Below are 23056 nucleotides of genomic sequence, written 5' to 3'. Positions count from 1 at the left end.
TGAGTGGCGGCGCTCTGCTAAAATGCGCCGCCTTATCTGACCGTAGGCTGAACCGTGCCATTTACCTGGGTTGACTGGGCGATCGTTGTAATTGTCGCCATCTCCGCTTTGATCAGCTTGAAGCGCGGCTTCGTTAAAGAAGCATTGTCGCTGTGCACCTGGGTCATTGCCGGGGTCGTTGCCTGGATGTTCGGTGGGTCACTCTCGCAGTATCTGGCCGCCTACATCGAAACACCTTCCGCCCGCGTCATCGCTGGGTGCACCATCATGTTTGTCGCCACCTTGCTGGTTGGCGCAATGATCAATTTTCTTATCGGCGAACTGATTCGCGTCACCGGGCTTTCCGGGACCGATCGGTTTCTCGGCATGGCCTTTGGCGCTGCACGCGGTGCATTGCTCGTGGTTGTGGCGGTCGGGCTGCTTAGCCTGGGGCCGGTACAGCAAGACTCGTGGTGGCAGGAGTCGCGGCTCGTGCCACAATTTCTATTGGTTGCCGACTGGTCCAAAAACCTCATTTTGGGGTGGAGCAGTCAGTGGCTCGCCAGCGGAATCAGCGTTCCTGCTGATATTCCGTTCAAGGAGCACCTCTTGCCGGCTACCCAGCCCAAGTGAGCGGTGTTCAGTTCAGATCCATAAAGTAGGGGTTGCGTCGCATGTGTGGCATCGTCGGTATCGTCGGTAAGTCGAACGTCAATCAGGCGCTGTATGACGCGCTAACCGTCCTTCAGCATCGCGGCCAGGATGCTGCCGGTATTGTGACCAGTCATAACGGCCGGTTATTTCTGCGCAAGGACAACGGGCTGGTGCGTGATGTGTTTCATCAGCGTCACATGCAGCGTCTGGTCGGCAACGTGGGCATTGGTCACGTGCGCTATCCAACCGCTGGCAGCTCGACTTCAGCTGAAGCACAGCCGTTTTATGTCAACTCGCCCTATGGCATTACGTTGGCGCATAACGGCAACTTGACCAACGTTGAACAACTGGCCAAAGAGATTTACGAATCTGACTTGCGCCACGTCAACACCAACTCCGATTCGGAAGTTCTGCTTAACGTTTTCGCCCATGAGCTGGCTCAGCGCGGCAAGTTGCAGCCGACAGAAGAAGACGTGTTCGCCGCAGTGACCGATGTTCACAACCGTTGCCGTGGCGGTTACGCCGTAGTGGCGATGATCACCGGCTACGGCATCGTAGGCTTCCGCGACCCTAATGGTATTCGCCCGATTGTCTTCGGTCAGCGTCATACCGATGAAGGCGTCGAGTACATGATCGCTTCCGAAAGCGTGTCCCTCGACGTATTGGGCTTTACCCTGATCCGTGACCTTGCGCCAGGTGAGGCGGTCTACATCACTGAAGATGGCCAGATGCACACCCGTCAGTGCGCGGTAAACCCGCAATTGACGCCGTGCATCTTCGAACACGTATATCTGGCTCGCCCCGATTCGATCATCGACGGTGTGTCTGTGTACAAAGCGCGTCTGCGCATGGGCGAAAAGCTGGCTGACAAGATCTTGCGCGAGCGCCCGGATCACGATATTGATGTGGTAATTCCGATTCCGGACACCAGCCGTTGTGCAGCGCTGGAGCTGGCCAACCACTTGGGCGTCAAGTTTCGCGAAGGCTTCGTTAAAAACCGTTACATCGGCCGTACTTTCATCATGCCGGGCCAGGCTGCGCGTAAAAAATCCGTGCGCCAGAAGCTCAATGCCATTGAGCTTGAATTCCGTGGCAAGAACGTGATGCTGGTCGATGATTCGATCGTGCGTGGTACCACGTGCAAGCAGATCATTCAGATGGCCCGCGAAGCAGGCGCCAAGAATGTCTACTTCTGCTCGGCAGCCCCTGCGGTGCGTTACCCGAACGTATACGGCATCGACATGCCAAGCGCTCACGAACTGATCGCCCATAACCGCACGACCCAGGAAGTGGCTGAGTTGATCGGTGCAGACTGGCTCATCTATCAGGATCTACCTGATCTGATTGATGCGGTAGGTGGCGGCAAGATCAAGATCGACAAGTTCGATTGCGCGGTGTTTGACGGCAAGTACGTGACAGGCGATGTTGATGAAAACTATCTGGATCGAATCGAGCGTGCGCGCAACGATGCCTCCAAGGTGGTTGCTCAAGGTGTCGGTGCGACGATAGGCTTGTACAACAACTAAGTGTTTACCAAACCGGCCCTGATGGGCCGGTTTGCATTTGCATACAAAGCAATCAATACAAGCAAGGAGTGGGCAGCATGAGTCAGGATTGGGATGCCGGTCGGCTGAATAGCGACCTTGAGGGCGTAGCGTTCGACACCTTGGCTGTGCGTGCTGGCCAGCACCGTACGCCAGAAGGCGAGCACGGTGATGCGATGTTCCTGACATCCAGCTACGTATTCCGCACCGCTGCCGATGCAGCAGCGCGGTTCTCGGGCGAAGTGGCGGGCAATGTGTATTCGCGGTACACCAACCCCACTGTGCGAGCTTTTGAAGAGCGCATTGCAGCGCTTGAAGGGGCAGAGCAGGCCGTCGCGACGGCGACGGGCATGGCGGCCATTTTGTCGGTGGTCATGAGCCTGTGCAGCGCGGGCGACCATATTCTGGTGTCGCGTAGCGTATTCGGTTCAACCATCAGCCTGTTCGAGAAGTACTTCAAGCGGTTTGGCGTAGAAGTCGATTACGTGCCGCTGGCCGAGTTGTCGGGTTGGGATGCAGCCATCAAGCCCAACACCAAGTTGCTGTTTGTCGAGTCACCGTCCAACCCGTTGGCCGAGTTGGTCGACATTGCCGCATTGGCCGAAATTGCTCACGCCAAAGGCGCGCTGCTGGTGGTTGATAACTGCTTCTGCACGCCGGCCTTGCAGCAGCCGTTAACGCTGGGCGCAGACATCGTGGTGCATTCGGCGACCAAGTTTATCGACGGTCAGGGTCGCTGCATGGGCGGGGTGGTTGCCGGGCGCAGCGAACTGATGAAAGAGATCGTGGGTTTCCTGCGCACTGCCGGGCCAACCCTCAGTCCGTTCAATGCCTGGATCTTCCTCAAAGGTCTGGAAACCCTGAATCTGCGCATGCGTGCCCATTGCGCCAGTGCTCAGGCGCTGGCTGAGTGGCTGGAACAGCAGGACGGTATCGAGAAGGTTCATTACGCTGGTCTTCGCAGCCATCCTCAGTATGAGTTGGCGCAGCGCCAGCAGCGTGGCTTTGGCGCGGTGGTCAGTTTTGAGGTCAAGGGCGGTAAAGAGGGCGCCTGGCGCTTTATCGACGCGACCCGCCTGATTTCCATCACGGCTAATCTGGGCGACAGCAAAACCACTATCACTCATCCGGCCACAACCTCTCATGGCCGTCTTGCGCCTCAAGAGCGTGAAGCCGCGGGCATTCGGGACAGTCTGATCCGCATTGCAGTGGGGCTGGAAGATGTCGGTGACTTGCAAGCCGATTTGTCGCGGGGTCTGGCAGCACTGTGATCGAGATGACTCTACAGGCGCCGGTTGCCGGTAATGGCCGGGTTGCGCTGGTGACCGGTGCCGCGCGCGGGATTGGGCTGGGCATTGCAGCGTGGCTGATCAGTGAAGGTTGGCAAGTCGTGCTGACCGATATTGACCGCGCCCGCGGTTCGAAAGTGGCCAAGGCGCTGGGTGAAAACGCCTGGTTTGTGGCCATGGACGTTTCGGTCGAGGCGGATGTTATCCAGTGCGTGGCACAAGTACTGGGTCAGTTTGGGCGTCTTGATGCGTTGGTCAGCAATGCTGCGGTTGCCGACCCACACAATATGACCCTCGAAAGCCTCGATCTCGATCACTGGAATCGGGTGCTGGCGGTGAATTTGACCGGCCCCATGTTGCTGGCCAAGCACTGCGCACCCTACTTGCGCGCGCATTGCGGCTCGATCGTCAACCTGGCTTCCACCCGTGCCCGCCAGTCTGAGCCTGATACCGAGGCTTATGTGGCGAGCAAGGGCGGCTTGCTGGCCTTGACCCACGCGCTGGCGATCAGCCTTGGGCCGGAGATCAGGGTGAATGCGGTCAGCCCGGGCTGGATTGATGCGCGAGACCCCTCCACAAGGCGTGCAGAGCCGTTGACCGATGCTGATCATGCACAGCACCCGGCAGGTCGGGTCGGCACGGTGGAAGACGTGGCGGCGATGGTCGCCTGGCTGCTTTCGCGTAATGCGGGTTTTGTCACGGGGCAGGAGTTTGTGGTCGACGGCGGTATGAGCAAGAAAATGGTGTACGGGGAGTAGGCATGTTCCTCTGGTTGAGGTCGGATGTTTTTTTGCTGTTTTTGAAAAAAACTCAATCTTGTCCTTGACTTAGGTTCAATACCTGCGTAAATTTCGCGGCCTCAACGAAGCAAAGGGTGATTAGCTCAGCTGGGAGAGCATCTGCCTTACAAGCAGAGGGTCGGCGGTTCGATCCCGTCATCACCCACCACTTCTTGAGTTTCTCGAAAGAGAAGGGTGTTCTGAAAAGAGCAACCAACCGACGCGCAGCGGTAGTTCAGTCGGTTAGAATACCGGCCTGTCACGCCGGGGGTCGCGGGTTCGAGTCCCGTCCGCTGCGCCATATTTGTACAAGTCAGGCTTGCCTGGCTTGCGATTGAACAGCACCGAAGCTGCTCAGTCACAGGTTTTAAAAGTTTCAAACGGGCGCAAGTCCGAGCGATACGCAGCGGTAGTTCAGTCGGTTAGAATACCGGCCTGTCACGCCGGGGGTCGCGGGTTCGAGTCCCGTCCGCTGCGCCATATTTGCTTCAGAGCCCTTGAACTCTCTGAAGCTGCAAAGAAAGCGACCTTAGGGTCGCTTTTTTTGTGCCTGTAAAAAATTGCGCACAGGCTTCATCCTGTAGCAGCGCACGAGCCTCCCATGGCTCATCAGCTGCCAGGTAGGGCGCGTTCTCGAGATTGGCGCGCCCGATTAACACGAACTGATGCACAATGCGCCCCGTACCGTTCTTTTCAGGATCATCAATGTTTAGGTCATTTCCCTTGCGTACCGTCGTGACAGCCCTTGTGCTGGTGGGTATCGCAGGTTGTGCATCGAAGAAAGCAGCCGTTTACGAGAATGAAAACTTCGATGATTCGGGGACGTTCTCGCGTAACTACCCGGTTACCGACAAAGCCTCGTGTGAGGCTGCCCGCCGGGCGCTGCTCAGTCAGGGCTATATCATCACCAGCAACGATCCGAAAATGATCAGTGGCCACAAGAGTTTCCAGCAGACGGGTGAAAGCCATCTGGAAATCAGCTTTAACATTGTCTGTGCTGACGATGGCGGTGCGGCGCATCACTCCACCATGTTTGCCAACGCGTTGCAGGATCGCTATGCGCTGAAGAAGGTCAACAATTCTGCCAGCCTGGGTGTGGGTGTGCTGGGTTCGGTATCGATGCCCATTGGATCGTCTGATGACTCTATGGTTAAAGTCGCCAGCGAGACGGTGTCTTCAGCGCAGTTCTATGACCGCTTTTTCGCCCTGGTCGAAGTGTTTTTGCCCAAGAACGTGAAGAAAGAGGCGCACATTCCGGATAAGCCAAAGGCTGATCTGGGTGTGCCAGAGGTCGCGCCTGCCAAAATCGAGACGCCCCCTGCGGCGCAGTCCATCGCTCCCGCCGAATCAGCTCCCGTTGTTGATCCCGCACCTGCACCTGCACCTGCACAGCCTGAGCCTGAGCCTGTGATCAGTGAGCCTCTCGGCTCACAGCCGGTCGTGCCGCCCGTGGAAGCTGCGCCCATTACGCCGGTCGTGCCGCCCGTAGAAGCTCCGGTAGTGACGCCAGAGCTGCCACAGAGCCTGCCTGAGCCAGAACCGGCTGCAACCCCTGCACCCTCTGTCGTAGAGCCTTCGTCCGCTCAATAAGGCAGGGCTAACCCGACAAAGGTCTGCTAGGTTTATGGGGGCGGAGTGAAAGTGCCTGTGAGCCTGTCATGTTTTCTTCATGCGGGCACTTTAAGCTCACCTGCAAAGCCGCTCAGGCATGACGTAAACGAATAGACCTAAAGAGGATATAGCCATGGATGACTATCAAGAAGAACTGCTCGAGCTTCAGGCTTTCGAGCTGGATCCGCTGGAACCTGCTGAAGACGCTACCGAGCTGTAATCAAGGGCTCGTGTGCTTCAGACAGGTTGACGCTGGCGACGGCGGAACTCTCCCGGAGTTTCCCGGTTCCAGCGTTTGAATGCCCGCTGAAACGCCTCTGGTGAGGCAAACCCCAACAAAAATGCGATTTCGCCGAAGGCCAATTCCGTATCACGGATATAGGTCATGGCGAGGTCGCGTCGTGTGTCATTGAGAATCGCCCGGAACTGCGTACCTTCTTCAGCCAACTTGCGGCGCAGGGTCCAGGTGGGCAGCTTCAGGCGTGCTGCAACTTCTTCGAGTCCGGGCTCATGGCCACCGTTGAGCAACGGGCCCAGCAGTTGTGTAATGCGCTCGCGCAGACTGCGGGTGCGGGTCATTTGCTCCAGCTCGCGTTCGCATAATTGCAGCAAGTGCGCCCACGTGCTCGGGCAGTGCACAGGGTTGCGCAGGTCGAGGGTGGCATGGTTCAGGCGAAGTTGATTGGTCTGTGCGCCAAAGTTGATCGGTGCGTGACTCATTGCGCTGTATGCCTGGGCGTATTCAGGTTCAGCAAACTCAATGTCAATGTGCTCGCTGAGCAACGGCTCGCCTGCGACGCAAGAAAGCTGTTGCAACCAGCCGGCGATAATCGAGTCGACCACAAAGCGGTTGTAGTCGTTGTACGGGCTGATCGAATAAAAGCGCAGCCATGCACCCTGAGTGTCTTCGTGCAAGCTCGACTGGCCCCGATAATTGGAACCGTAAAGTGGTTCAAAGCGAATCAAGGTACGGGCGGCTTCACGCACGGTCGGGGCTTGCGCGGCGGTGACACCGGCCAGCCCGGCGTGCGGCAGCTGGCTGACCTGGCCCATGCGCAAGCCCAGTGCGGGTTCGCCGGTGAGCATAATTGCCGCGTGCCCCAGGCGCATGTAACGGGGAATCGACAAGCGCGCCAGTGGCTGCGCAAGGCGCGACGGGTCCAGCCCGTATTCAGTCAGTAAAGGCAGTGGGTTGTAACCATAGCTGCGCACAGCGTCTGCCAGGCAATCGACAAAGCCTGTCGACAAGTCACCCAGGCGAATGGTTAGCGGTTTCACGGGCTTACAACCAAATGTTCAACAGTCGGGCGCCTTTACCGGGGATGTCCGGGCTGGTCTGGCCATTGCGGCTGATGAACCCGTTTCCAACACTGCGTTTGTCCCAGAATTTGCCGCGATGAAAGACCGTGATCCCGGCCAGGGCCGTGCTGCTGGGAACGCTGCTGGTGAGGGTCAGGCGATGCCAAGCTTGACCTTCGCTGACCTCGCCAGGCTTGAGGCTGATTTCGCTCGGTGTCGAAACGCTTTTATAGCCCCCCCACGGCTTGTGCCAGGTGTCTTGGCCAATGATAAAGGCCGGCACTGCAATCAGCTGAGCCCCTTTATCGTTGAGGGTGCGGTAGTTTTCCGGGTACCAACTGTCACTGCCCAGCAATATACCCAGCCGGCCCGCAGGGGTGCTGACCACATTCAGCTCGTGGTCGGGGCTGGGCTGGATATAGCTTTGCTCTTCGTAGGTGGGCAACAGTTGCGGTTGCGGGGTGCCGAGGGGCGTTCCATCACGACCAAATACCACGCTGATGTTGTACAGCGGCCCTTTGCCGGGCAGCAAGGCGCCGTTTTCCACGCGGGGCTCGGGCAGGGCGATACTGCCCGCCACCAGAGTGACGCCGTATTCTTTGGCCAGCCCGCCAAACAGGGTCTGATAATCGCGGGCCATGCTGGCAGCTTTCATGCGCAGGTGCGCGTCGTTGGTCCGGCTTTCACCGTCAGCCCGCAGCCATGCGTTGGCAAAGTCCAGTGGGTTGCTAATAGCCAGCCAGAGCATGGCGTCATTTAGATTGGTGGCCTGATACAGCTCATTCTTTTCACCGCGAAATACCAACCAGGTGCCGATGTGTTCAGGTAGCACCACAATGGTTTTGTCATTGATCAGCCCGGCCTCGCGGGCACTGTTCAAGTAAGCACCCAGCTTCAAGTGAACGAGGTCCAGGCTTTGATAATCACGAGGTGACAGTTCCGGCTCAATGCCCAGCAGATTGCCGCGCTCTTGATTGACGCCGTCATTGATGGCGACCTGGATTCGCAGATCGGACAGGTAATGGCCGACGTCACGTTTTTGGGTCCACACGCCATAACCGGCGGCAGCGGCCACAAGGGCAATAAATAAGGTGAAGCCAATTAATTTGCGCATGAGAAATAGAGCGACAGCCGTAAGCAGAGACAGGGCAGTGGGTTCAGGTTTGGCTCAAGGGTAACGTAAAACCACACTTTGGCCGGTTTTTTTCCTGACAAGCCGCTCTGCGTGGGCCCGTGGCCGTTGCCTGAGACTGTGCGGGGGCGGGCGGTTGATTGTGCAAGTCGTGAAAACAAGAATCCTGCCGAGCCTCTCAGGCGGCTGGTTTTTGGCTTTTCAATGTATTTTAAATTCTAAAAAAACATTGCAATGGCGAAAGCAGGCTGCAATTATGCTCTGGCGATTATAAAAATACATATCCGCTTGGTGTTAAGCCATGTTGGAGCCGAGCGCATTCACTGCGCCGGATCGACTTTCAAGAAGAACAACAATGAATTCAGCGCTACCCCTAACGCCGGCCCTGTCCATGGCCTTTGCCACCGTCCGGATCTCCTTGTGTGGAATGGAGTACTTCTCCCGTGCATAGCATTGTTAAAACAGCGTTGAGCGTCAGCGTGCAGGCTTTGAGTCTTTACGCCCTGGCGACCACGGCACAGGCGGCTGAATCGCCGTCAGTCATCAAAGTCGGCCTCAATGCCGATATCCGCAGCACTGAGCCGGGTGTCAATCGCGACGAGAATACAGACGCAGTGGTCATGCATATGGTCGAGGGGCTAGTGGCCTATCGTGAAGATGCATCCGTAGGGCCGCTGCTGGCTAAAAGCATTGATCTCTCACCCGACGGCATGACCTATACCTTCGCGCTGCGAGATGGCGTGAGGTTTCAGAACGGCGCATCGTTGACTGCGGCTGATGTGAAATGGACCTGGCAACACTACCTGAACCCGAAAACCCAATGGCGTTGTTTGCCTGAGTTTGATGGGCGTGGCGGGGCCAAAGTTGTCGATATCACTACCCCTGACCCCCACACTGTGGTCTTTCAACTGGACCAGCCCAATGGCTTGTTTCTAGCGTCGATGGCGCGTCCTGACTGCGGCGGCAGTGGGATTTTGCACCCTGATTCAGTGGCCGCGGATGGTACGTGGAAAGCCCCAATTGGCACTGGCCCGTTTCAGTTGGGTGACTGGCAGCGTGGGCAATATGTGGAGTTGAACCGCTTTGCCGGGTACAGCGCGCGCAGCGAAGCCACCGTTGACGGCTACACCGGCAACAAACAACCGTTGGTGGATAAAGTGCGCTTTGTGGTGATCCCCGATGTGGCATCGGCCAAGGCAGCCTTGTTGGCAAAGGGCGTCGACCTGTTGCCTGATGTCACTGCGCTGGATGCCGAGGAACTCAAGGCCACGCCCGGCCTGAACATATCGGTCAGCCCGATCATGGCCATCTGCGGGCTGTTATTCCAGACCCGTGATCCCTTGCTGCAAGACGTGCGTATCCGGCGTGCCATTGCCTTGTCGATGGATTACGTGCAGATGGTGGCGGCATTGTCCAATGGCTTGTCTACGCCAAACAACTCGGCCATTCCCCAAACCAGCCCTTACTACGATGAGGTGGCTCGCAAGGGCTACACCTATGACCTGGATAAGGCGCGGGCGTTGCTTGGCGAGGCCGGTTATCACGGTCAGCCAATCAAAATGCTGGTCAACAAGCGCTATCAGCAGATGTTCGACATGGGCGTGCTGACTCAGGCGATGGCCCAGGCGGCAGGGTTGAATATCCAGATGGAGACACTGGAGTGGGGCACCCAGCTGGAGCGTTACCAGAGCGGTAATTATCAAATGATGTCGTTCTCCTATTCGCCGCGTTTTGATCCGGCACTGAGCTTTGACACCGTGATGGGTGACAAGGACAAGGAGCCCCGCAAGGTCTGGGACAACCCTCAGGCTCAAGCCATGCTGCGCGAGGCTGTGCGCGAGACCGACACGGCCAGGCGTCAGAAGCTGTTCGATGCCTTGCACGCGATGATGATCGAAGAGGTGCCGATGGTGATCATCTACAACGGCACCACCATTGGCGCCTATCAGCAGCGCCTGGAAGGTTACCGCTCGTGGCCTATTGCCAAGCCTCGGCTGTGGGGCGTGCAATTGGTCAGTCAACCGTAGGGGGGCGTTATGTTTCGTTTGATTTTGCAGCGGCTCGCCATGGCCGTGCCCACCCTGTTGCTGATTTCGGTCATGGTGTTCGCCTTGATCCGGCTGATTCCGGGCGATCCAGCGCTATTGATGCTGGGCGATATGGCCGACCCGCAGAGCCTGGCGGACATGCGCAGCTCTCTGGGGCTGGATCATTCGCTGGTGAGTCAGTACCTGATTTGGATCAAGGCCGTACTCAGTGGTGACTTGGGTTTTTCCATCACCAGCCAACAAGCGGTGCTGCCGCTTATTTTTGACCGGTTTACGGTGAGTGCGCAGATCGTACTGATCTCGGTATTGCTGGCCACGCTGATTGCCGTGCCCGTCGGCATGCTGGCCGCATGGAAGCAAAACAGCGCACTGGACCTCGGTCTGGTGGCCTCGGCAACGGTGCTGCTGTCGATTCCCAGCTTCTGGCTGGGCTTGCTCTTGCTGTATGTCTTCGGCATTCAACTGGAGTGGTTGCCGGTGGTGGGCTACGTCAGTTTTGGGGACAACCCGTGGCTGGCGCTGACCTATCTGGTGTTGCCGATTGTGACCCTCACGCTGGTGGAGTTTGGCTCCATCGCCCGTATGGCAAGGGCCAGCACGATTGAGGTGCTGCGTCTGGAATACATTGCCCACGCCAGAGCCAAGGGGTTGTCCGAGGGCGCTGTGTTGTGGCGCCACGCGCTGCGCAATGCCTTCGCGCCGACTTTGACATTAATCGGCCTGATTCTGGGTAACTTGTTGGGCGGCATTGCGGTACTGGAGACCGTGTTCACCCTGCCGGGGATTGGCCGTTTGATGGTCGACTCGATCTTTGCCCGCGATTACCCCGTGCTTCAGGGCTGCCTGCTGCTGATTACCGGCATCTATGTGTTGGTCAACTTGTTGGTGGATTTGCTCTATCCGCTGTTTGATCCGAGGGTGAAATTATGAGTGCCAAGTTACCTGTGGCGCCGCCTGTCTCTGTGCCTGCTACCGATGCCGAACCTGTCAGCCTGATGCGCCGCAGCTGGCGCTATCCGCCAGCCAACGCGCTAATAGGGGGCGGTTTGTTGCTGTTGCTGGTGGGCATCGCACTGCTGGGCCTGGTCTGGACACCCTACGATCCATTGCGTCTTGATCTGCTGACACGCCTTAAGCCACCGTCAGCGGCGCACTGGCTGGGCACCGATGAATTTGGCCGTGATGTGCTGAGTCGCCTCATGATCGGCGCGCGTACCAGTCTGTGGATCAGCTTGCTTTCCGTCAGTGTGGCGGTCGTTGCCGGAACCCTGATCGGCCTGCTTGCCGGCTACATGCGCGGCTGGACAGACCGTTTGCTGATGATGGTTAACGATGCCTTGCTGGCATTCCCCGGCATTCTGATGGCGCTGGGCATCATGGCCATTATCGGTGCAAGCCAATACGGCATTGTGCTGGCGCTGGGTATTGCTTACACCCCCTCGGTGGTGCGCGTGGTACGCGGCAGTGTGCTGTCTTTGCGCGAGCTGGAATTTATCGAAGCGTCCCGAGTGATCGGCAATTCGCAGCTGTACACCTTGTTCAGGCATATCGCGCCCAACTGTCTGGCGCCGCTGTGCGTGCTGGCTACCAGCATGTTCGGTTGGGCCTTGCTGTCTGAAAGTGCCTTGAGTTTTCTCGGGCTGGGCGTGCCACCGCCTGCGGCAACCTGGGGCAATATGCTTGCCGCCAGCCGTCCCTACATCGCCTCCGCCAGCTGGCTGGGGCTGTTCCCGGGCCTGTTCATTTGCCTGGCCTTGCTGGCGATCAACTTGTTTGGCGATGCCTTGCGCGATCGTCTCGACCCGCGCATGAGGAAGTGAGCATGACTGAGCCAACCACACTCTTGTCCGTAGAGCACCTGAGCATCCGTGTCGGCAGCGATGGCCCGCTGGCGGTCGATGATCTGAGCTTCAGTGTTGCCCCTGGCGAAATCGTCGCGCTGGTCGGCGAGTCGGGCAGTGGCAAGACCATGGCCGCTCGCGCCGTTATCGGCCTGCTGCCCGCACCCATGACCGTGTGTGCAGGGCGCATTGATCTGCAAGGCGTGGATCTGGCCACGCTGGGCATTGAGCCTCTGCGCAAGATCCGCGGGGCTACCGTAGGCATGGTCTTTCAGGAGCCTATGGTCTCGCTTAACCCGGCCCTGACGATTGGTCGGCAGATGAGTGAAGCCTTGCGACTTCACACCTCACTGAACAAGCAGCAGATTCATGAGCGCTGCGTGCAGATGTTGGAACGTATTGGCATCCACGATGCCGAGGGCTGCCTGCTGTCTTACCCGCATCAATTTTCAGGCGGGATGCGTCAACGGATCATGCTCGCTTCGGTGATGCTGCTGCGCCCGGCGCTGTTGATAGCCGATGAGCCCACCACGGCGCTGGATTGTCTGGCGCAACTGGACGTGATCGAGCTGATGCTCGAGTTGACCCGTGAGCAGGGCACCGCCATTTTATTTATCAGCCACGATCTGTCGCTGGTTGCGCGTTATGCCGACAAAGTTGTGGTGATGCGCCACGGTCGTTCGGTGGAGCAGGGCAGCATTGAAGACATCCTGCTGGCGCCCAAGGCGCAATACACCCGTCAGTTGCTCGAAGCCTTGCCTCTGCGCGGCACTCTGCCTGTGCTGCCAGACGCAGACAGGCCTTTGCTGGAAGTCGACAACGTGTGCATAGAACACCCCGGAGCAAGGAGTTTCTGGGGCACGTCACAGCCCAATCGCGTGGTGCATTCGGCCAGCCTGAGCATCGCCCGGGGCGAGACACTTGCGTTGGTGGGTGGCAGCGGTTCAGGCAAGACCACCTTGGGCCGTTCTGTGGTCGGGTTGATAAAACCGTGCGCGGGCAGTATCCGTTTTGAGGGGGTGGACATACTCAAGGCCGCCAACCGTAGCCATCGTCTTGAGTGTCAGATGATTTTTCAGGATCCGTTTTCATCTTTGAATCCGCGCATGAAAATCGGTGACATCCTTATCGAGCCGCTGCGCCATGAGCCGGGCATGAGTGCTGCCAGCTGCGCCGAGCGGGTGCGTCAAACCCTGCAGGACATTGGTTTGGCCGAGCACTTCACCACGCGTTTCCCGCATCAGTTATCCGGTGGTCAACGTCAGCGGGTAGCCATTGGCCGGGCCTTGGTCAGACGGCCGAAACTGGTGATTGCCGATGAACCCATTTCCGCCCTGGACATGACCATCCAGAAGCAGATTCTTGAACTGTTCGAGCGCTTGCAAAGCCAATACGGTTTTGCCTGCCTGTTTATCTCCCACGACCTGTCTGCGGTGGAGCGCATTGCCCATCGGGTGGCCGTCATGAGCCGTGGCAAGGTGGTCGAAATCGGCACGCGTGAAGCCGTGTTCGATTCGCCGCAACATCCCTACACCCGACAACTGCTGGCCGCGGCCAGCCCATTGGAAAAAATCGAAGGCGGTGGTTACCGAATCAGACCGGGCGTTGTGCCCGGGGCTCTTTAGCACCCTCGATGCGTTAAACCCCAGGGCATGAAGCGTGCGCGGATCGCTGATCCGCGTGATGGGCGTAGCCATGTCCGAAGAAAACAAAAACAACTTATTAATCATCTTCTGCCAGGAGCCAACAGCATGAAAATACCGATGAACCACGCCGTGACGGGGGCCGGTCTGATCGGCGCAAGTCTATTGCCAGGTCTTGCTCACGCAGACTTTATTGGCGACAGCAGCGCCGCGCTGGAATTGAAAAACTATTACTTCAACCGCGACTACCGCGAAGACGCCGGGCAGTCCAAACGTGAAGAGTGGGCGCAGGGTTTTATCCTCAAAGTGCAGTCGGGCTACACCGAAGGCACGGTAGGGTTTGGCCTGGACGCCATCGGCATGCTGGGGCTCAAACTTGACTCCAGCCCTGATCGCTCCGGCACCGGCATTCTGGCCCGTTCCGGTACATCCGAACCGGGTAAGCCCAGCTATGCTCGACGGGCTGAGGACAGTTATTCAAAGCTGGGCGTCACTGGCAAGGTGCGGTTCGCCAAGAGTGATCTGAACATCGGTTACCTGGTGCCCGACATGCCCACGCTGCAACCCAACGGCAGCCGGTTGTTTGCCCAAAGTTTCCAGGGCACGGCCTTGAGATCCAATGACATCAAAAACCTGGCTCTGGCGGCTGGTCAAATAGATCAAGTGCAACAACGCGACTCGATGGACTATGAAGACATGGGCCTGACCAGTCAGTACGGGGCGTATAAAAGCACGGCAAAAAGTGATCAGTTTCGCTACGCCGGCGGGGATTACAAGCTCACTCCCGATATGACCGTGAGTTACCAGTTTGCGCAACTGCAAGACCTCTACCGTCAGCACTACCTGGGTGTGAAGAACAGCTTTGCGATTGGTCCCGGCGCACTGAAAACCGATATCCGTTACTTCGATGCCGGTAAAGATGGTGCAGGGCTGGCCGGGAAGGTTGATAACCGTGCGTTGAGTACGCGAGTTGCCTACAGCTATAAAGGCCATACCCTGGGTGGCGGGTATCAGGGGCAGTACGGTTCAACGCCGTTTACCTACGTCGATGGCACCAATACGTTCCTGTTTACTGAGTACCAACTGGGTAACTTCTCCCAGACCGGGGAGCGCAGCTGGCATGCGCGGTACGATTACGATTTCGCGGCACTGGGGGTTCCGGGCCTGACCTTTTCGACCCGCTATGCCAAGGGCGACAAAGCAAAGGTGATCGGTTTTGCGGGGGAGGGGCGTGAATGGGAGCGTGATTCGACGCTCACCTATCTCGTGCAATCAGGCACGTTCAAGAACGTATCGCTGCGCTGGCAGAACGCTACCGCGAACAGCAACTACACCCGTGACACCGATGAGAATCGGGTGATTATTGGCTATAGCCTGGCGTTGTGGTGACAGCCACCAGCGGAAGTTGCGCAGCAACTGTCGAGTAATGCGAGGCTGCGTTCGATGGCGCAGCCTCCACCCATTATCGGGGCTTGCAATCGCTTCGCGACCGAACGCAGCCCCGCGCGGCTCGTCAGTTGCTACGAGGTTTGCATTCCGGTGCTGCGGGCTACACCCATCTGGCTGGCGACTTCCAGATGGCGCTTGAGCAGCGTGGAAGCCCATTGGTTATCACCCTGTTCGAGTGCGTCCAAAATGGCCAAATGCTCCCGGCAAGAGGCTTTTACTCGTTCTACGTTATTGACCGAGTGAAATTCGGTCAGGCGCCGCAAGCGGTTTTGTTGCTGAACCGCTTGCAGAATAAACGTGTTACCCGACGCCGCCGCCAGCAGTTCATGAAACTCGGCGTTGCTTTCAAAGAAGCTTTTGTTATCGACCCGGCCCTCGAGCAATTCGACCTGCCGCTCACGGCAACGTTGAAAATGTTCTGCATTGAGCTTGAAGGTCGGCTCCAGTAATCCCGCTGGCTCCAGCAGCATGCGAAAGCGATAGCTTTCAAAGCGCTTCTCTTTGGAGCTCAACGTGGGCAAGAAAATCCAGCCGTGGCCATGTTTGCGCTGCATCACCCCCTCATCGGACAACCGAAGCAGGCAGCGGCGCAGTACGCCTTTGCTGACGTCATAGCGGCGCAACAAGTCGCTTTCCATGATCTGGTCGGGCAGTTGCTGGTTCAGGCGATCATCAATCAGGCGTCGATACAGTTCTTCGTCTTCCCCACGCAGTTGCTGCGCTTCGAGTCCGATGTTTTTGACGGCATTGAGTGGGACGCGGAAGCCTTGCTGGGCCAGCGGCTCAATCAACTGTTGTTGCGCAAGCCAGACCAGCGCACCGCGCACGGGTGAGCGGGACACACCGAAACGTTGGGCAATCTCCACTTCCTTGAGATGGGCACCGGGCTGCAAGTCGCCTGACTGAATGGCATTAAGAATCTGCCCGGCGACTTTGGTTTGCAGTGATGTGAGCTGACTCATTGTCGTTAAGGTTCCAAAAACACAATGGACACAAGGATACCTGAATCCAGCAGTCGTGCATGTGCCGTATTTACGGGGTTTAAGCCATAAGGGTTGTGCATGTGGTGTGATTTATTTTGCATTTAAATACATTGGAAGTCTTTTGCTGGTCTTTAATTGTGTATTATTGGTCATCTAAATACATTGCCGGGACAGGCTCAGGTTCCCCGGTTCCAAGTGAGATTACGTGAATGACAGACATGCACTTGCCCAGAGCGTTGCCTTGCGAAAAAGGCGTCGATGCTCGCGGCATCAGTGACTTTATCGAGGCGGTCAATGCTGCGGGCCTGGAGTTGCACAGCTTTATGCTTTACCGCGCCGGAGCTGTAGTCGCCGAGGCTTACTGGTCGCCGTATCGCGCTGATCGCCCGCATGTTCAGCATTCCGCCACCAAGAGCTGGGCCGCAACCGCAGTAGGCTTGTTGGTCGATGACGGGTGTTTGTCGCTGGACGATAAGGTGGTGGGATTTTTTCCGGATGATTGTCCGTCCGTGATCAGCGACAACCTGGCGGCGATGACTATCAGGGACTTGCTGACCATGCGTACCGGGCATCAACGCGGCATTTCCGGTGGTGCCTGGCGAGGTCTGCAAGACAGTTGGGTCAGGGCGTTTCTCGCTGAGCCGGTAGCGGACAGACCGGGCGAGCACTTTATCTACAGCAGCGGTTCGAGTTTCATGCTCTCGGCAATTGCCACACGGGTATCGGGTAAAACCCTGCATGAACTGTGTACCGAGCGCTTGTTCAGGCCGATGGGCATGGGCCGTATCGACTGGGACATGGCCCCCGACGGTTACAACACTGGGGGCAACGGGTTGACCTGTACCACCGAAGATTCACTCAAATTCGGTGTGTTGCATTTGAACCGCGGTCAGTGGCTGGGCCAGCAACTGCTCTCTGGTCAATGGGTCGATGAGGCCACCCGCAATCATGTCGAGCATGTGTGGATGGGCGAGTTCGACGGCAAAAGGTTCCTGGGCCGTGAAGAAGGCGGGCTAGGGGCCGTGGCCAAACGTGATGGCTACGGCTATCAGTGGTGGATGACCCGTCACGGCGGTTATTACGCCTCCGGTGTATTTGGGCAGCAATGCATTGTGTTGCCAGACCAGCAGACGGTGATTGCCTTCACCTGTGGTTTACCCCTGGGTGAACGGCGCTTGCATACGCTGATGTGGGAGCATCTGTTTCCTGCGCTGGATACTCCTGTTCGGTTGCCCGGCCTTGATGAACAACAGCTGCAGGCATTGATCAAGCGACTGCAGTTGCCCGAACTCGCAGGCGCGTGCGAATCCCCGGCGCGGTCTCTGTTGCAAGGACGGTTCGCTATTGAACCCAACGAAGATCAGGTCACGCATGTCAGCTTTGACTTCAGCGCTGGCGCCTGCGAATTCACCCTGAGCGATCATCGCGGCACCCATCGAATTGCGGTCGGGCTGGCGCAGGGCATTGAAAGCCAGACCAGCATGACCGGCAACTATCTGCATCATCAATATCAGCCGGACCTCACGCCTGTCGTGGCTCAGGGACGCTGGACTGCAGAGCATGAGTTCACCATGAACTGGCGTTTTGTCGAGACGGCCTTTAGTGACCGCGTGGTGTGTCGCGTGGAGCAGGGCCAATTGTTTCTGGACCGCAGCGTCAATGCCAATGCTGGCCCTTTATGGCGTCCTACGTTGACCGGTACGTCCGTTCAATAGTGCCTTCATTTCCCCCGTTCAAGCACACAGGAGTTTTTATGACTGACCTCGCCCACCTTGAAAGTGGCCGCGATTCAATGGCCTTTTGGGCACCTTTCACGCCCATGCGTCAGTTTAAGCAGCAGGCCATGATGTTCAGCTCGGCCCAAGGCATGTACTACACCACCACGGACGGCCGTCAGGTGCTGGATGCCATGGCCGGTCTATGGTGCGTGAACGCGGGCCACGGTCAGGCAAAAATTACCGAAGCCATTCGCGAAGCCGCTGGGCGACTGGATTTTGTGTCCTCGTTCAAAATGAGTCATCCCGCCGCTCTGCAAATGGCCGAGCGCTTGATCGACGTTGCCCCGGCAGGCATGGAGCAGGTCTTTTTTACCAACTCCGGGTCGGAGGCCGTGGACACCGCCCTGAAAATCGCCCGCGCTTACCACCAGGCCCGTGGCGATTGCCGCCGAACACGCTTTATTGGCCGTGCCAAGGGGTATCACGGTATGGGCTTTGGTGGCCTGTCCGTGTCGGGTATCGGTCGGCAGAAACGTGATTTTGGCCCTTTGCTGGGTGAGGTTGCTCATCTGCCGCTCCCTTATGACGCCAGCATGCGTTTCAGTGCCGGCCAGCCGGAAGGTGGTCTGCAGTACGCCCACGCGCTCACTCAATTATTGGAGATTCAAGATCCGGGCACTGTGGCGGCAGTCATCATTGAGCCCGTGACCGGCTCCGGCGGTGTTTACCCGCCGCCTGTTGGTTATCTGCAAGTGTTGCGCGAGATCTGCGACCGGCACGGCATTCTGCTGATCTTTGATGAGGTCATCACGGGTTTCGGCCGACTGGGCAGCAGCTTTGCCGCGCAGGCATTGGGCGTTACGCCGGACATCATGACCACGGCCAAGGGCTTGACCAATGGTGCAGTGCCCATGGGTGGGGTGATCGTCAGCGCAACGGTGTATCAAGCGTTTATGCAAGGCCCCGAAAATGCCATCGAGTTGATGCACGGCTACACGTACTCGGCCCATCCACTGGCTTGCGCTGCGGGGTTGGCCACGCTTGAGGTGCATGCCGAGCAAGGCATCAACGAACAGGCCCGGGCTATCGAGCCGCTTTGGCAGGCCTGTGCATTGGCCTTGCAAGGGGTGCAATGGGTTGTCGATGTTCGGGCTATTGGCCTGCTCTGCGCGGTTGAATTGGCACCGCGTGAAGGTGCCGTTGGCGCTCGCGGTGCAGCCGTGGCGCAAAGCTGTTTCGAGCACGGCGTGCTGGTGCGTGGCTCAGGTGACACCATCGTTATATCGCCGCCGCTGGTGATCACCCGTGATCAGGTCGCACAAATTTTCGACACGCTGCGCAGTGCGATCTTGGGCGTTGCCTGAGACGACTGAAAAGAGGAGGCAAAAATGGATTTGCTCACGTTCTATATCGACGGGCAATGGTGCGCGCCTTCAGGTCAGCAGACGCTTGAGGTAGTCGACCCCGCGACTGAACAAGTGATCGGGCGTCTGGCTCTTGGTGATGCCGAAGACGTGGAGCGTGCCGTGCAAGCGGCACGCAGGGCGTTTTCAACGTGGTCAGTGTCTGCGCGGGCGGATCGGCTGGAGGTACTGGCGGCGATCATCCAGGGGTACGAGCACTGTGCCGAAGAGTTGGCTCAGGCCGTGCACCTGGAAATGGGGGCGCCCCTGTCATTGGCGCGCAGTGCTCATGTGCCTGCCGGCAAGGGGCATTTGCAGCGAGCATTCGAGGTATTGCGCGATTACCGTTTCGACCAGGTCTGCGGGTCGACCCTGATCACTCGCGAGCCGATCGGTGTGTGTGGCTTGATTACGCCCTGGAATTGGCCGCTGAACCAGATGACGTGCAAAGTCGCCCCGGCAATGGCCGCAGGCTGCACGGTGGTGCTCAAACCCAGCGAACGGGCGCCTTTGTCGGCGCTGATTTTTGCCCGGATTCTGCACGAAGCCGGTGTACCCAAAGGTGTCTTCAACCTCATCAATGGTGAGGGGCCGGTGGTTGGCGAGGCACTCTCACGTCACCCCGGCATTGACATGATGTCTTTCACCGGCTCGACTCGCGCTGGTGTGGCGGTGGCCAAGGCGTCCGCCGATACGGTCAAGCGCGTGGCGCAGGAGCTGGGAGGCAAATCGCCAAACATCATCTTGCCCGACGCCGACCTGACCGCGGCGGTTCGCCACGGCGTGCTCGGTTGTCTGCGCAACAGTGGGCAATCGTGTAACGCCCCGACGCGCATGCTGGTGCCCAGAGCATTACAGACTCGGGTGATCGAGATCGCCCGGCAAGTCGTCAGTGAAGTCTGTTTCGATGATTCAAATCCGCTCACGGCCCTGGGCCCGGTGGCCAACCACGCACAATTCGAGCGTGTTCAGGCGCTGATCGGCGAAGCGATCAGTCAAGGCTCACGCTTGGTTGTCGGCGGTATGGGGCGGCCAAAGGGCTATGAACATGGGCTGTATGTGCAACCGACGATCTTTGCCGACGTAGAGCCGGGCATGCTGATCGCTCAAGAAGAGGTATTTGGCCCGGTGTTGGCGATCATGCCGTATGACAGCGAAGCCCACGCCATCGACATGGCCAACGACACGGTTTACGGGCTGTCGGGCTATGTGACGGCGGGCAGTACCGAACGTGCATTGCAAGTGGCCCGTCAGTTGCGTACCGGCATGGTTCACCTCAATGGCAGCAAGGCAGATAATTCGGCACCGTTTGGCGGCTATAAACAATCCGGTAACGGTCGTGAGTGGGGGCGCTTTGGCTTTGAGGAGTATTTGGAGGTCAAGTCAGTATTTGCTGCTTACCCTGAACCTGAATGAGAAGAGGGCGGTGTGCAGTAAGGTTATTATTTTGTCACTTTGGGGCATTGAGCGAGCGGTGTCAGGTCTTTAATGTGCCTGATATTCAACGACGGGGGCCGCAGAGCCTCCTCGTTCCGTGAACGATTTGTTGTGGAGCGACCTGATGATTGCCCAGCCTTACCCGCATTTGATGGCCCCGTTGGATTTGGGCTTTACCACGTTGCGCAACCGTACCCTGATGGGCTCGATGCACACCGGTCTGGAAGAAAAGCCCGGCGGCTTTGAGCGCATGGCGGCTTACTTTGCCGAGCGGGCCAGAGGCGGCGTCGGCTTGATCGTCACAGGCGGCATTGCGCCTAATGACGAGGGCGGTGTGTACAGCGGCGCGGCCAAGTTGAGCACGGTTGAAGAAGCAGAAAAACACGTGGTCGTGACTCGCGCGGTACATGATGCCGGGGGCAAGATATGCCTGCAAATCCTCCACGCCGGGCGTTACGCTTACAGCCCGCGGCAAGTAGCCCCCAGCGCGCTTCAAGCGCCCATTAACCCGTTCACTCCCAAAGAGCTGGACGAAGCCGGTATCGAGAAGCAGATCAGTGACTTCGTGACCTGCGCCAAATTGGCTCAGAGTGCGGGCTACGATGGCGTTGAGATCATGGGTTCTGAGGGGTATCTGATTAACCAGTTTCTGGCGGCTCAGACCAACCATCGCACCGACCGCTGGGGCGGCAGCTACGAAAACCGCATGCGTCTGCCGGTGGAAATCGTGCGTCGTGTGAGAGAAGCCGTTGGCCCGAACTTCATTATCATTTATCGCCTGTCGATGCTCGACCTGGTCGCCGGTGGCAGCGTCTGGGAAGAAATCGTGCAGTTGGCGCAAGCGGTGGAACAGGTGGGTGCCACGCTGATCAACACCGGCATTGGCTGGCACGAAGCGCGTATTCCGACCATTGCCACCAAGGTTCCCCGGGGAGCTTTCAGCAAAGTAACGGCCAAGCTGCGTGGCGCGGTACAGGTGCCGTTGATCACTACGAACCGTATCAACACCCCGGAAATTGCCGAGCAGATATTGGCCGAGGGCGACGCGGACATGGTGTCCATGGCCCGTCCATTCCTGGCCGACCCGGAGTTCGTCAACAAGGCAGCGGCGGGGCGCAGTGATGAGATCAACACCTGTATTGGCTGCAATCAGGCCTGCCTGGATCACACCTTTGGCGGCAAGCTCACCAGTTGTCTGGTCAACCCGCGCGCGTGCCATGAGACTGAACTGAACTACCTGCCGACCGTGGCGGTGAAGCATATCGCCGTGGTCGGTGCTGGCCCTGCGGGCTTGGCGGCGGCTACCGTGGCGGCGGAACGTGGCCATCAAGTGACACTGTTTGATTCGGCCAGCGAGATTGGCGGGCAATTTAACGTGGCCAAGCGTGTGCCGGGCAAAGAAGAGTTTTTCGAAACCCTGCGTTACTTCAAGCGCAAGTTGCAAACCACCGGCGTAGAGGTATGCCTCAACACCCGCGTCAATGTTGAGCAATTGCTGGAGGCCAACTATGACGAAGTTATTCTGGCCACTGGCATTGCCCCGCGCACACCGGCGATTGCGGGCATCGACCATCCTAAAGTGTTGAGTTATCTGGATGTCATCCTTGAGCGCAAGCCGGTGGGTACCAAGGTTGCTGTGATCGGTGCGGGCGGCATTGGTTTTGATGTGTCCGAGTTCTTGGTTCATCAGGGTGTTGCCACCAGCCAGAATCGCGATGCGTTCTGGAAGGAGTGGGGCATTGATTGCAAGCTTGAAGCCCGTGGTGGTGTTGCCGGTATCCAGCCACAAGTGCCAGCACCGGCACGCGAAGTGTTTTTGCTGCAACGCAAAAAAACCAAGGTGGGTGAAGGGCTGGGCAAGACCACGGGCTGGATTCATCGCGCAGGGCTGAAAAGCAAGCATGTGCACATGCTCAACGACGTTGAATACCTGAGCATCGACGATCAAGGTTTGCATATCAGTATTGGCGGTGGTGAGCCGCAGCTGTTGGCGGTCGATAACATTGTGATCTGTGCCGGGCAAGATCCTTTGCGCGAGTTGCAGGACGGTCTGGTTGCGGCAGGGCAGAGCGTACACCTGATTGGCGGTGCGGATGTGGCGGCTGAGCTGGATGCCAAGCGCGCGATTAATCAGGGCTCGCGTTTGGCGGCGGTTCTGTAAGGAAGCATCTACAGCGTTCAAAATGCTGTCGTCGTTGAAAACCCGCATCACGCACTGCATTAAGCAGGACGTGGTGCGGGTTTTTT

17 protein-coding genes and 3 tRNA genes are annotated in these 23056 nt (G+C 58.0%); 17 read left to right on the top strand and 3 right to left on the bottom strand.

Annotation, left to right across the window (positions count from 1 at the left end):
- Nucleotides 1-54: 54 nt before the first annotated feature.
- From EQV93_RS07515 to EQV93_RS07480, 8 genes are all read left to right on the top strand, one after another.
- Nucleotides 55-612, top strand: a complete 558-nt coding sequence (locus tag EQV93_RS07515) for a CvpA family protein (RefSeq protein WP_122782338.1) — start codon at nt 55-57, stop codon at nt 610-612.
- A 41-nt stretch (nt 613-653) separates the two neighbouring features.
- Complete coding sequence (gene purF, locus EQV93_RS07510; RefSeq protein ID WP_122782339.1) at nt 654-2159, top strand: amidophosphoribosyltransferase; 1506 nt, start codon at nt 654-656, stop codon at nt 2157-2159.
- Nucleotides 2160-2236: 77 nt separating this feature from the next.
- Nucleotides 2237-3448: an O-succinylhomoserine sulfhydrylase gene (locus EQV93_RS07505; RefSeq protein ID WP_122782340.1), complete on the top strand. Its 1212-nt coding sequence runs from the start codon at nt 2237-2239 to the stop codon at nt 3446-3448.
- A 5-nt stretch (nt 3449-3453) separates the two neighbouring features.
- Complete coding sequence (locus tag EQV93_RS07500) at nt 3454-4224, top strand: SDR family oxidoreductase (protein WP_272492570.1); 771 nt, start codon at nt 3454-3456, stop codon at nt 4222-4224.
- Between the two features lie 114 nt (nt 4225-4338).
- Nucleotides 4339-4414 (top strand) — tRNA-Val (locus EQV93_RS07495).
- A gap of 55 nt (nt 4415-4469) precedes the next feature.
- Nucleotides 4470-4546: transfer RNA gene (locus tag EQV93_RS07490), tRNA-Asp, on the top strand.
- A gap of 102 nt (nt 4547-4648) precedes the next feature.
- Nucleotides 4649-4725, top strand: a tRNA-Asp gene (locus EQV93_RS07485).
- A gap of 225 nt (nt 4726-4950) precedes the next feature.
- The gene (locus tag EQV93_RS07480; protein ID WP_240891261.1) at nt 4951-5835 is read left to right on the top strand and encodes a DUF2242 domain-containing protein; all 885 of its coding nucleotides are present in this window, start codon (nt 4951-4953) and stop codon (nt 5833-5835) included.
- A 258-nt stretch (nt 5836-6093) separates the two neighbouring features.
- Here the strand turns inward: EQV93_RS07480 and EQV93_RS07475 are convergent, their stop codons facing one another.
- Both EQV93_RS07475 and EQV93_RS07470 read right to left on the bottom strand, forming a co-directional pair.
- The gene (locus tag EQV93_RS07475) at nt 6094-7134 is read right to left on the bottom strand and encodes an AraC family transcriptional regulator (protein ID WP_240891260.1); all 1041 of its coding nucleotides are present in this window, start codon (nt 7132-7134) and stop codon (nt 6094-6096) included.
- A gap of 4 nt (nt 7135-7138) precedes the next feature.
- Nucleotides 7139-8269: a carbon-nitrogen hydrolase family protein gene (locus tag EQV93_RS07470; protein WP_122782344.1), complete on the bottom strand. Its 1131-nt coding sequence runs from the start codon at nt 8267-8269 to the stop codon at nt 7139-7141.
- A 461-nt stretch (nt 8270-8730) separates the two neighbouring features.
- Here EQV93_RS07470 and EQV93_RS07465 point away from each other — a divergent pair, with 461 nt between their 5' ends.
- From EQV93_RS07465 to EQV93_RS07445, 5 genes are all read left to right on the top strand, one after another.
- Entirely contained in the window at nt 8731-10314 is a 1584-nt protein-coding gene (locus tag EQV93_RS07465) for an ABC transporter substrate-binding protein (protein WP_240891259.1), read from the top strand.
- A 9-nt stretch (nt 10315-10323) separates the two neighbouring features.
- Complete coding sequence (locus EQV93_RS07460) at nt 10324-11265, top strand: ABC transporter permease (RefSeq protein WP_240891258.1); 942 nt, start codon at nt 10324-10326, stop codon at nt 11263-11265.
- Between the two features lie 65 nt (nt 11266-11330).
- Nucleotides 11331-12155: an ABC transporter permease gene (locus tag EQV93_RS07455; RefSeq protein ID WP_240891410.1), complete on the top strand. Its 825-nt coding sequence runs from the start codon at nt 11331-11333 to the stop codon at nt 12153-12155.
- Between the two features lie 2 nt (nt 12156-12157).
- Nucleotides 12158-13801, top strand: a complete 1644-nt coding sequence (locus EQV93_RS07450; protein WP_240891257.1) for a dipeptide ABC transporter ATP-binding protein — start codon at nt 12158-12160, stop codon at nt 13799-13801.
- 126 nt (nt 13802-13927) lie between these two features.
- Nucleotides 13928-15208, top strand: coding sequence for an OprD family porin (locus EQV93_RS07445; protein WP_240891256.1), 1281 nt, complete (start codon nt 13928-13930; stop codon nt 15206-15208).
- A 131-nt stretch (nt 15209-15339) separates the two neighbouring features.
- Here EQV93_RS07445 and EQV93_RS07440 read toward each other — a convergent pair whose 3' ends face one another.
- Nucleotides 15340-16230 carry a GntR family transcriptional regulator gene (locus tag EQV93_RS07440; protein WP_122782350.1) on the bottom strand — a complete coding sequence of 297 codons (891 nt, stop codon included), beginning with the start codon at nt 16228-16230 and terminating at the stop codon, nt 15340-15342.
- 230 nt (nt 16231-16460) lie between these two features.
- Between EQV93_RS07440 and EQV93_RS07435 the strand changes: the two genes are divergently transcribed.
- From EQV93_RS07435 to EQV93_RS07420, 4 genes are all read left to right on the top strand, one after another.
- A complete protein-coding gene (locus EQV93_RS07435; RefSeq protein ID WP_240891255.1) occupies nt 16461-17966 on the top strand; it encodes a serine hydrolase domain-containing protein in 1506 nt (501 codons plus the stop codon).
- Nucleotides 17967-18004: 38 nt separating this feature from the next.
- Nucleotides 18005-19333 (top strand): aminotransferase class III-fold pyridoxal phosphate-dependent enzyme, encoded by a 1329-nt coding sequence (locus EQV93_RS07430; RefSeq protein WP_122782352.1) that lies wholly within the window; start codon nt 18005-18007, stop codon nt 19331-19333.
- Nucleotides 19334-19357: 24 nt separating this feature from the next.
- Complete coding sequence (locus EQV93_RS07425) at nt 19358-20788, top strand: aldehyde dehydrogenase family protein (protein ID WP_240891254.1); 1431 nt, start codon at nt 19358-19360, stop codon at nt 20786-20788.
- Between the two features lie 142 nt (nt 20789-20930).
- A complete protein-coding gene (locus EQV93_RS07420) occupies nt 20931-22970 on the top strand; it encodes an NADPH-dependent 2,4-dienoyl-CoA reductase (RefSeq protein ID WP_208727524.1) in 2040 nt (679 codons plus the stop codon).
- Nucleotides 22971-23056 lie beyond the last annotated feature (86 nt).

Origin of the sequence: Pseudomonas sp. TMW22091 (genome assembly GCF_022496705.1) — a bacterium.
In the GTDB taxonomy this organism is placed as follows: domain Bacteria; phylum Pseudomonadota; class Gammaproteobacteria; order Pseudomonadales; family Pseudomonadaceae; genus Aquipseudomonas; species Aquipseudomonas saxonica.
Note: the sequence above shows the minus strand (reverse complement) of the source record. Positions and strands in the feature narration are given on the sequence as shown.

Bases quoted from the DNA above. Each gene is read 5' to 3' on its own strand.
- EQV93_RS07430 (WP_122782352.1), top strand. From the start codon at position 18,005: ATGACTGACCTCGCCCACCTTGAAAGTGGCCGCGATTCAATGGCCTTT.
- EQV93_RS07450 (WP_240891257.1), top strand. From the start codon at position 12,158: ATGACTGAGCCAACCACACTCTTGTCCGTAGAGCACCTGAGCATCCGT.
- EQV93_RS07435 (WP_240891255.1), top strand. From the start codon at position 16,461: ATGACAGACATGCACTTGCCCAGAGCGTTGCCTTGCGAAAAAGGCGTC.
- EQV93_RS07500 (WP_272492570.1), top strand. From the start codon at position 3,454: ATGACTCTACAGGCGCCGGTTGCCGGTAATGGCCGGGTTGCGCTGGTG.
- purF (WP_122782339.1), top strand. From the start codon at position 654: ATGTGTGGCATCGTCGGTATCGTCGGTAAGTCGAACGTCAATCAGGCG.
- EQV93_RS07445 (WP_240891256.1), top strand. From the start codon at position 13,928: ATGAAAATACCGATGAACCACGCCGTGACGGGGGCCGGTCTGATCGGC.
- EQV93_RS07440 (WP_122782350.1), bottom strand. From the start codon at position 16,230: ATGAGTCAGCTCACATCACTGCAAACCAAAGTCGCCGGGCAGATTCTT.
- EQV93_RS07505 (WP_122782340.1), top strand. From the start codon at position 2,237: ATGAGTCAGGATTGGGATGCCGGTCGGCTGAATAGCGACCTTGAGGGC.
- EQV93_RS07425 (WP_240891254.1), top strand. From the start codon at position 19,358: ATGGATTTGCTCACGTTCTATATCGACGGGCAATGGTGCGCGCCTTCA.
- EQV93_RS07455 (WP_240891410.1), top strand. From the start codon at position 11,331: ATGCGCCGCAGCTGGCGCTATCCGCCAGCCAACGCGCTAATAGGGGGC.
- EQV93_RS07480 (WP_240891261.1), top strand. From the start codon at position 4,951: ATGTTTAGGTCATTTCCCTTGCGTACCGTCGTGACAGCCCTTGTGCTG.
- EQV93_RS07470 (WP_122782344.1), bottom strand. From the start codon at position 8,269: ATGCGCAAATTAATTGGCTTCACCTTATTTATTGCCCTTGTGGCCGCT.
- EQV93_RS07460 (WP_240891258.1), top strand. From the start codon at position 10,324: ATGTTTCGTTTGATTTTGCAGCGGCTCGCCATGGCCGTGCCCACCCTG.